This window comes from Pseudomonas sp. C 49-2, from assembly GCF_003970195.1.
Classification (GTDB): domain Bacteria; phylum Pseudomonadota; class Gammaproteobacteria; order Pseudomonadales; family Pseudomonadaceae; genus Aquipseudomonas; species Aquipseudomonas canadensis.
The window spans coordinates 230,518-239,755 of record NZ_RXYG01000010.1 but is presented as its reverse complement, the minus strand read 5'-3'; the positions used below and the strand labels follow the sequence as shown (position 1 = coordinate 239,755).

The 9,238-nt window shown below is 60.2% G+C and carries 7 protein-coding genes; 4 read left to right on the top strand and 3 right to left on the bottom strand.

Annotated elements, in window-relative coordinates; genetic code table 11:
• Positions 1-11: 11 nt before the first annotated feature.
• Positions 12-2,708 carry a hypothetical protein gene (locus EJ576_RS20895; RefSeq protein ID WP_126570992.1) on the top strand — a complete coding sequence of 899 codons (2,697 nt, stop codon included), beginning with the start codon at positions 12-14 and terminating at the stop codon, positions 2,706-2,708.
• 67 nt (positions 2,709-2,775) lie between these two features.
• Here EJ576_RS20895 and dsbG read toward each other — a convergent pair whose 3' ends face one another.
• The 3 genes from dsbG to dsbD are packed head-to-tail and all read right to left on the bottom strand — an operon-like array spanning position 2,776 to position 6,083.
• Positions 2,776-3,537 carry a thiol:disulfide interchange protein DsbG gene (gene dsbG / locus EJ576_RS20890; RefSeq protein WP_126570991.1) on the bottom strand — a complete coding sequence of 254 codons (762 nt, stop codon included), beginning with the start codon at positions 3,535-3,537 and terminating at the stop codon, positions 2,776-2,778.
• Positions 3,513-4,355, bottom strand: a complete 843-nt coding sequence (locus EJ576_RS20885) for a TlpA disulfide reductase family protein (RefSeq protein WP_126570990.1) — start codon at positions 4,353-4,355, stop codon at positions 3,513-3,515. The genes dsbG and EJ576_RS20885 overlap by 25 nt, the downstream gene beginning before the upstream one ends.
• The gene (gene dsbD, locus EJ576_RS20880; RefSeq protein WP_126570989.1) at positions 4,356-6,083 is read right to left on the bottom strand and encodes a protein-disulfide reductase DsbD; all 1,728 of its coding nucleotides are present in this window, start codon (positions 6,081-6,083) and stop codon (positions 4,356-4,358) included.
• Between the two features lie 161 nt (positions 6,084-6,244).
• On the opposite strand from dsbD, the gene EJ576_RS20875 reads away from it, so the two are divergent.
• From EJ576_RS20875 to EJ576_RS20865, 3 genes are all read left to right on the top strand, one after another.
• Complete coding sequence (locus EJ576_RS20875) at positions 6,245-6,925, top strand: response regulator (protein ID WP_126570988.1); 681 nt, start codon at positions 6,245-6,247, stop codon at positions 6,923-6,925.
• Positions 6,922-8,244: an ATP-binding protein gene (locus EJ576_RS20870; RefSeq protein WP_028617286.1), complete on the top strand. Its 1,323-nt coding sequence runs from the start codon at positions 6,922-6,924 to the stop codon at positions 8,242-8,244. Before EJ576_RS20875 ends, EJ576_RS20870 begins: the two co-directional genes overlap by 4 nt.
• A gap of 123 nt (positions 8,245-8,367) precedes the next feature.
• On the top strand, positions 8,368-9,141 hold the full coding sequence (locus EJ576_RS20865; protein WP_126570987.1) for an N-acetylmuramoyl-L-alanine amidase: 774 nt from the start codon (positions 8,368-8,370) through the stop codon (positions 9,139-9,141).
• Positions 9,142-9,238 lie beyond the last annotated feature (97 nt).

The following is a 9,238-nucleotide window of genomic DNA, read 5'->3' as shown; positions in this document are numbered from 1 at the left end:
GAGCTCATGTCATGGCTAAAGAGAAAGCAGCCCCTGAAACTACGTCAGATTCCGTCGAAGTAACGACGTCGAAACCGGTCAAACCCAACGTACTGGAAGTGGCGGCCCCCCTGATTTCCAGCAAAGTGGACGGAACGATTACCCCGCCCCGAATTCCAGGTTCGGCCATGAAGGTCGACGCACGCATGGATGCCGGCGACATCACTTTTACGTTTGAAACAAAAGAGAAGCCTGGACCTCAGTTTGAACCCATTATTGATTCGAGCGGTGAATCGGGGGCGAGACAAACTGCTATTCCACAGAATTACTTGACGTTGGCCATGGGGTTCACGCTCCTCGTTTCGTATAAAGGGACCTCACAAGGCAAACCGGCGGAGTCCCTTGTCGAAGAAGCGGGTGTGTCGTTTTACTCGGCAGACGAAAGTGAAGCCCTGGCCCCTAGGTTGCATCACAGGAAAATTGTCCATAACACGCCTACCTACGACATGAAGGACCATGAGGGGGATGAGCAGGTTAATGTACCAGTCCCTTACCTTGCCAAAGCGGGAGACAAGCTTTACTGCACGATTGCCACTGAGCAGGACGCCGCTCGGCACGTTTTTTACCACTTGGTAACTGGTTATACGCTGACGGAGGAAGATGTGTCTGGGGGCCGTGTACTCCACTTCTTCATTCGACGTGGTTGGTTGGCGCGGCGCAAAGCCTGGAGGGTACTCACGATCCAAACCGGTTGGATCACAAGTGGATTACCGGCCGACGGCCCAGCTGATGTTCCTGCCCACCTGGAGACGCAACTACCGGCTAACGCTCTCGAAATCCAGTATCGCGATTCTGTCGCTTTGATTGTGGATCCCGGGATCGATAAACCGCCGCCACATCTGCGCCAGTCGGTGCTGTACAACCGCGAGTGGCACCTTAACCCCGCACTCACTAAAAACGGTGGGGAGGTCGATGTACCCAACCTGGACACCTATGCAGGCGACCATGTCTGTTTCACCTTGAGCGGAGCGGGCCACGACGCCAAGCCGCTCGGCTGTGTGACAATCGCCAACGACGGCGATATGGCGACCGTTGAACTGTCGGCCTGTGACATTGCGTGTTTCTTCAATAAAAAAATGACACTGTCCTACACCCTTGAATTCCCGAATGGTGAGGAGCCTCAGACATCACCCGAACAGGTCGTTACTGTGTCAGCGCCTGAGTTTCCCCATTCTGGCATTGAGCAGGCAACGGGCACTGTTCTGGACCTCAGGACGTTTGCTGGGGACGCAACCGCTCTGGTTCCGGTATGGGATTACGCAGAGTGTTCGAAATGTTGCTGGATGTGGATCACTGGTGAATATGAAGGCGGTGCTGCCTACCGATTCGATGTTTTGGTGGGTGCGCCTGTTACAGACGAGTGGAAAGAGAGCGGAGTTGATGCGCCTATCCTAAGAGCAGACCTGAAAAAGCTGGCGGATTGCAGCGAGTTTAAGCTGCATTTTGCAGTGAGCTTTTGTGAGGCGATCGGGCTGGAGAACGCTCACGAGTTTCCTGCCCAGACGTTCAAAATCGAGCAGGAGCCTCTGGTCCTGACTCCGCCCAAGGTAACGGAGGCCGTGGGCACCAACTTGACGGCCTACAACGGGCGCCACGGCGTCCACGTCGAAGTGGATTATGTGGGTAACCAGTCCAAGCACTCCATCAGTGTCTGCTGGAAAAGACCGAATGGCACTTGCTGGCCGTTGGTATCGAAACCGGGCAGCTCCTCGGGAGCTGTCATCTTCGCACTGCCTGCGGAAGCAGTGATCGAGAGTATGGGGAAAACGGTGGAAATCGTTTACACCGTTACGACCGCGTGTAAGGTGCAGACGTCTCCTCCGTTGAATTTGACGATCAGTCTTCCAGTGCGTCTAGAAACTCCGAATGCGCTGGAGGCGACGCCGCCCAGGACTCAGAACGCCGTTCTGGACCTGAGAACATTTATTGGGAATGCCAATTCTCTCGTAGATTCGATGTGGTTCTTGCGGGAAGGGCAGAAGTGCTGGCTGCACGTGGCCGGGACGGGCAAAGACGGCAACCCCTACTCGTTCTATGTGTACTCGGCCAGAACCATTACGGCAGCAGAGGCGTCCGAAGGGGTGGCGGGTCCTGTGTTGCGATCCGAGTTGGACAAGTTCAAGGACAGCACCGAGTTGACCTTAACTTTCAGCGTAGCAACTCACGGTAGCTTGATTGCGAATGTGGTATGTCCATCGCGGGTGCTTAAAGTGGTTGCGCCACCTGAAATTCGTTATGAGAACTTCACCGGAGAGCCGACCAACCTTATCTCGGCGGGGCAAAGCATTAGTATTTCGACGATGCTCATTAGTTTTATTTCAGGCCCGGGGCAAGCGGGCATCTCCAGCTTTTCAACAACCCCTGGAATGCTTGAAGGGCAGGCACTTGTTTTATCCAACGGCGTGGGGCAGGCGTCTTCGCCGCAACATATTCGCATGGATCTGACTTTCACCTGTAAGCGCGTGAAGTTCGCCTATACATGGAATCACTTCCCTACATCATTTGCCTTCTACAGCTCGACAGGTGACTACCTAAGCACGGTTAGCCTGAACGGAAACCCCACAAACGGTTGGGTAGACTTTCCTGCTCCGGAAAATGCAACTATTGGCCGCATAGATATCAGAAGTGGAGATTGGATGTACCTGGATTTCTTCACCTTCTGGTTGTAGCTACTACATAAAAAACGCCCATGCGAGTTGCATGGGCGTTTTTTAAAGTGAACCGATTCGGCTGAGTTTACTTCGAGCCCATGATCTTCACCAACTTCTCCGGCGAAGGCGCCCCTTGCTGTTGCTGCAACCCACCCTTGTCATCCAGATAGAAAATCGCCGGCGTCGCCGACAACTCCAGCTCATCCATCAACTTCATATTCCCATCAAGCTTGGCCTCGATATTCACCGGAATCTTCTCCAGCGCCTGCAACTTGCTGCCTTTGCCAGCGGCTTCATGTTCTTCCAAGGCCTTTTGCGGGTCCTTGGCGGCGAACAGCGCGGCGGATTTGCCTGGGCTGTCTTCGCGGATGATGCCGACCATGATGTGGCGCAGCTGCACTTTGCCGGCCTTTACCCACGGCCTAGCTTGTTCCCAGAACATGTTGCAGTAAGGGCAGTTGGGGTCGCTGAACAGGTAGACGATGCGTGGGGCTTTTACGTCGCCGTCCTGGATCCAGCTGCTTTTTTCCATCTTGGCCCAGACTTCCTTGGCCATCGGCGCGTATACCAGTTTCTCCAGCGGCGCGCTGCTCAGGTCGTTGCCCTGGGCGTCGTACAGGTTGCCGGCGATCACGCTTTTGCCGTCGGCGGTCAGGTACAGGGCCATGCCACGGTTCTGGTATTGCGCGGCGTAGCCGGTGAGGCCGCTGGGGGCTTCGAACTTGCCGAGGATCTTGGCGCCCTTGGCTTCGATCTGTTTGATCGGCGCCGGCCAGTCTTCGGCCTGGGCCAGGGTGGCCGCAAGCGTCAGCGGCAGCGAGATCAGCAGGTGGCGGAGGCTTGGCATGTCGGTTTCCTTATTGTGGCGTCGAAGGGTTCCATGGCACGGGCCAGGCTGGCCTGGGACAGTTCACCGAGGTGGCTGTTGATCAGGCGCCCATCGGCTTGGTAGAACAGGGTGGTCGGTAAGGCCATCGAGCCAACGGCCTGGCCGAGGCGGCCGCTGGCGTCGAATAGCACGTTGTCGAGGGTCAGGCCTTGGGTGGCGAGGAAGGTGCTGACGCTCTGCATGCTTTCGGCCTGGTTGACGAACAGGAAGGTCACGTCGGGGCGTTGATGCTGGGCACGTTCCAGCACCGGCATCTCGCGACGGCACGGCGGGCACCAGGTGGCCCACAGGTTGATCACCAGCGGGCCGCCTTTGTAATCGGCCAGTTGCACCACGTCGCCATTGGCGTTGCGCAAGGTGATGTCCGGCAGTTGCGAGCCTTTGTCGTAGAGGCTCAGGGACAAACTGGTCAGGCCCCAGAACACCAGGCCGGTGATCACCCCGGCGCCCAGCGGCTTGCGCAGGGCCGGGCGGCGCCCGCCGTAGAGCAGCGCACCCAGGATCAGCGCGATCACACCCGGCCAAGCGAGGAAGCCGCCGTCACGCAGGTCGACCATCTGCAGCGGAGCGTGGCTGTAATCACTCCAGTACATCAGCACAAAGCTGACGCGGGCCACCAGCATACCCAGCAGGAACAGGCTGAACAGCACCGATTCCGGGTTTTCACCACCACGCTTGGCCACGCGCCAGCCCACCAGGGTGGCGAGAATCAGCGCGCTGATCAGTAGGATGTGATTCAGGGCGATGGCGAAGGTGCCGATGGTCAGGGTCAGCATTCAGAGGGCGTCCCGTGTTTGCGTCCAGCGTTGCAGGAAGGCGGCGGCATCCACTTCGCCGGTGATGCGGTGGGCACGGCGTTCTTCACCGTCCGGGCCGATCCACACGAAGCTCGGAGGGCCGGGGACTTTGTAGCGGCCGAGCAGCTCACGGCTGGCGGCGTTGTCGGCGGTGACGTCCAGGCGCAGCAGGCGTACGTCTTTCAGGGCAGCCATCACCTCGGGTTTGCCGAACACCTGTTTTTCCATGATCTTGCACGACACGCACCAGTCAGCGTAGTAGTCCACCAGCACCCACTGGCCTTGGGCCTTGGCGCTGTCGAGCTGGCTTTGCAGCACGGCGGGGTCGCTGATGGTCATGAAGGCGTCGTGGGCGCTCGGCGCGGCGGCGGTCCGCGAACCGCTGTAGACCTTCAACGGTTGCCACAGGTCATCGCTGCCACCGGCTGCGCCCACCACCAGTACCGCTCCCCACAGGCCGAGCACCAGGGAACCGGCGCCAAACACTTTGGCGGCCAGGCCGTATTCGCGGGCCAGGGTCCAGCCGCAGTAGGCCATCACCAGCGCGAGCGTGCCCCACAGGCCGATCCACAGGCTTTCATCGAGCACTGGACGGATCATCAGCACGGCGGTGCCGAGGAACAGGAAGCCGAAGATGCCCTTGAGCACATTCATCCAGGTGCCTGGCTTGGGCAGGAAGCGATTGCCCACGGTCACCAGCAGCAACAGCGGAATGCCGATGCCGATGCCCATGGCGAACAGGATCAGGCCACCGTGCAGCGCATTGCCGCTCTGGGCGATGTACAGCAGGGCGCCGGCGAGCGGTGCGGTCATGCACGGGCCCACCAGCAGGCCGGACAAGGCGCCGAGAACTCCCGCGCCGACCAGGCTGCCGCCGCTTTGCTGGCGGCTGACGTTGTCCAGGCGGTCACGCAGGAAGGCCGGCAGTTGCAGTTCAAAGAAGCCAAACATCGGCAAGGCGAGGATCACGAACAGCGCAGCGAAACTGCCGAGGATCCATGGGGTTTGCAGGAGCGCGGCGAGGTTGGCGCCAAGCAACGCAGCCAATACGCCGAGCGCGGCATACACCAGCGCCATGCACACGACGTAGCTGCTGGCCAAGGCAAACCCGCGACGCGGGCTGGCGCCACTGCCTACCACCAAACCGGCGAGAATCGGCAGCATCGGCAATGAACACGGGGCAAAGGCCAACAGCAGTCCCAAGCCAAAGAAAATCAGCAGGCTCCAACCCAGGCTGCGTTGTTGCAGGCCACTGGCCAGACTCTGATCCTGAGCTTCGGCGGTCGCAGCGACGGCCGGGTTGCCGCCCAGGTCCACGGTGATCGACTGCGGCGGATAGCACAGGCCCGCATCGGCACAGCCCTGCCAGCCGAGCTTGACCTGGCCGGTAGCGCCAGCCGGGATCTTCACTTCCAGGCCCTGGCGATACACCTCCTGGTCGCCGAAGAATTCATCGCTATGCGCCTCGCCTTGCGGCAACGCGGGCTTCTCGGCCAGGCCATCGAATTTCATGCGTTGCTTGTACAGGTAATAACCGTCGGCAATCTGCCAGTACAGCTGGGTCTCGCCACTTTCAAGACGTTCGGAGGTAAAGGTGAAGGCTTTGCCCACCGGCAGGAAGTCGGGTTTGGTCTCAAACGGATTGCCCGGCGCGGCCTGGGCGAATCCCGCGAACAACACCAGCAGAAAGGTAAACAGATGCCGCATGGTCAAGCCTTAGTTCGATGCAAGTAGGCACACAATGTGTGGCGTTGATTAACCGATGATTAACCACGGCTATTCTAGATTGAGTGTGGGGTGTTTAGCGGCATAATCTGCGCTTAATCCGCTGCCCCTTTAATCTCCCCATCTTTCATGAAGGGTTCACCATGCACGTACTGGTCTGTGAAGACGACAAACTGATCGCCAGCGGCATTGTGGCCGGCCTCACCGCCCAAGGTTTCACCGTCGAACACGTGGCCACGGCGGGTGCTGCGCGCGCGATGCTCAAGGCGGCGACGTTCGACATCATGGTGCTCGACCTCGGCCTGCCGGACGAAGACGGCCTCAAGCTGCTGCAGCAACAGCGCAGCCAGGGCCTGGAGATTCCGGTGCTGATCCTCACCGCGCGCGATTCGGTGACCAACCGTGTCGACGGCCTGCAAGCCGGCGCCGATGACTACCTGCTCAAACCCTTCGACCTGCGCGAACTCGCCGCACGCCTGCAAACCCTGCTGCGCCGTGTGGCGGGACGCAGCGTCAACCTGATCGAACATGGCCGCCTGGCCTACGACCCCAGCAGCCGCGAGACCTTCCTGGGCGGCGAGCCGGTGGACCTGTCGCGCCGCGAACAGGCGCTGTTGCAAGCCCTGCTGCACAATAAAGGCCGGGTGCTGTCCAGTGAACAACTGAAGGACAGCGTCTACGGTTTCAACGACGAGTTGGAAAGCAACGCCCTCAACGTGCATATCCACCACCTGCGGCGCAAATTGGGCAATGGTGTTGTCGAGACCGTGCGCGGACTGGGCTATCGCCTGGGCCCTGCGGATGGGGGCGAGGACGCATCGTGAAAAGCCTGCGCCTGCGCCTGACGTTCAAGCTGGGCGCCGCTTTTGTGTTGATCTGGGCCCTGGCGGCAGCCTGGATGCTCAACGATCTGCGCAACCAGATGATGTTCTCCCTCGACCAACGCCTGGTGGCATCGGCGCGCATGGTGGCGGGGCTGACCGAGCAGATGCCGGGCCTGGCCAGTGTCAGTGGCGGCGCGCATTTCCATGGGGCACAACTCAACGTGCCGGGTGGCATGGCGTGCCAGGTCAGTTCGTTGCGTGGCGAAGTATTGGCGCGCAGTCATGCCACGCCGGATGAAGGCCTGGAATCGCGCCAGAGTGGCTTTCGTGATCAAGTGATCGATGGGGTGAATTGGCGCAGCTTCACGCTATCCCGTGGCGACCTGTTGATCACCACCGCCGACCGTCAGGTGGAGCGTGAGGCGTTGAACCTGTCGATTCTGCTGGCCGCTTCGGTGCCGGTGGGTGTGGCAATGCTCGGCTGTCTGTGCCTGTTGTGGCTGGGCATCGGTCAGAGCCTGCTGCCGCTCAACCGCATGCGTGACGCTCTGATGCGGCGCAGTGCGGACTCCCTGGAACCGCTGCAGATCCACCCATTGCCCAGCGAACTCAAGCCACTGCTCGACACCCAGAACCAACTGTTGCAACGCATCGCCAAGACCATCGAGCGCGAACGCCGCCTGACCGGCGACGCCGCCCATGAACTGCGCAGCCCGTTGACAGCGATCAAGACCCACCTGCAAGTGGCGCGCATGACCGACGGCGCAGCCCGCGACCAATCCCTGGCCCACGCCGAGGAAGGCGCCGACCGCCTGCATCGCACCCTGGAGCAATTGCTGCTGCTGGCGCGGGTGGAGGGCAACCTGTCATTTGACGATGGCATGCACTCCAGTGCCGAGGACGTGGCACGGCTGGCCATCCAGGATGCCAATGCCGGTGATAACTCGCGCATCGACCTGATCCTGCCGGATAACCTCTCGGTTACCCCGGTGGAAATGCCGGTGGGCCTGGCGGTTGCGGCCCTGCGCAACCTGCTGGACAACGCCTTGCGCCACACGCCGGCGGACACGCGGGTGGAACTGCGCGTATTGATCGAGGCGGATAACGTGGTGTTCTGCGTGCGTGACCACGGCAAGCAGATTTCGCCGGAGGACCTGCAATACCTGACCCAACGCTTTTGGCGCAATGGCAACAGCGAAGGCTGCGGGCTGGGCCTGGCGATCGTGCAAGCGATCGTGCAGCGCTGCTCCTGCTCCTTGAAGTTCGACAGCCAGCCGGATGGCCTGCGCGTCGAATTGGGCATGCCGCTGCGGCGCTGATCACTTTTCTTTCAAGTGCCACATAGTTACCGCCCTCCTGAGGATCAAGCCTTCAGGATGGCGGTAATTTTTTGCGCTTGAGCGGGCTGAACGACTCGGCCTGTATTGAAAAGGACGGTTCTTATGTTGGTCATCGATACAAGCTTCCCTGCCAAAGGCTTCAACGAGCGCAACGGCGAACCCGTGCGGCAGGTGATCGTGCATTACACAGCGGTGCCTTTTGGCTCCTCCCTGCGCACCCTGACCCAGGACGGTGTGAGTGCGCACTACCTGCTGCCCGACCCAGGCGATCCCAGCTACCGCGCCGCAGGCTATGAGGAGTTGCGGGTGTTTCGGTTGGTGGAAGAGGACAAGCGCGCCTGGCATGCCGGGGCGAGCCACTGGGCAGGTCGCGACAATCTCAACAGCCGCTCGATTGGCATCGAAATCGTCAACCTGGCACTGGATGACGACGGGGTGTTCACCTTTCCAGCCTATGGTGAAGAACAAATCCAGGTGTTGATTGCTCTGGTGCGCGACATCCTTGGGCGTTATCCACAGATTGGACCTACCGACATTCTCGGGCATTCGGACGTGGCGTTCAGCCGCAAGAGTGATCCGGGGCCGCGTCTGCCATGGCGGCGCTTGCATGACGCCGGAGTGGGGGCCTGGTTTGATGACGCGACCCAGGCGATGTATCAACGCCGCTTCTGCCTGGGGTTGCCGTCGGAAGTCGAGGTGGAGCGTGCGTTTCAGCGCTATGGGTATGCGCCTGCAAAGAATCGGCAGGGGTTTGAACAGCGCACGCGAGCGTTTCAGATGCACTTTCGCCCGGGGGATTATTCTGGGCTTATGGACGCGCAGACCTGCGCGATTCTTTATGCGTTGAATGAAAAGTACCACGGGCTGTGCGGTTGAGGGTTTTTCGCGACCGGAGGAGTAAATCCTCCTGATGCTGGTGCGTTTCCAGAACAGGAAATCCGTGCGCATGCCCCTTGGGCCAGACGCCAGCGGA

What these genes read in the sequence shown, in the direction of transcription:
- EJ576_RS20895 (WP_126570992.1), top strand. Translation starts at nt 12, where the DNA reads ATGGCTAAAGAGAAAGCAGCCCCTGAAACTACGTCAGATTCCGTCGAA.
- dsbG (WP_126570991.1), bottom strand. Translation starts at nt 3,537, where the DNA reads ATGCCAAGCCTCCGCCACCTGCTGATCTCGCTGCCGCTGACGCTTGCG.
- EJ576_RS20885 (WP_126570990.1), bottom strand. Translation starts at nt 4,355, where the DNA reads ATGCTGACCCTGACCATCGGCACCTTCGCCATCGCCCTGAATCACATC.
- dsbD (WP_126570989.1), bottom strand. Translation starts at nt 6,083, where the DNA reads ATGCGGCATCTGTTTACCTTTCTGCTGGTGTTGTTCGCGGGATTCGCC.
- EJ576_RS20875 (WP_126570988.1), top strand. Translation starts at nt 6,245, where the DNA reads ATGCACGTACTGGTCTGTGAAGACGACAAACTGATCGCCAGCGGCATT.
- EJ576_RS20865 (WP_126570987.1), top strand. Translation starts at nt 8,368, where the DNA reads ATGTTGGTCATCGATACAAGCTTCCCTGCCAAAGGCTTCAACGAGCGC.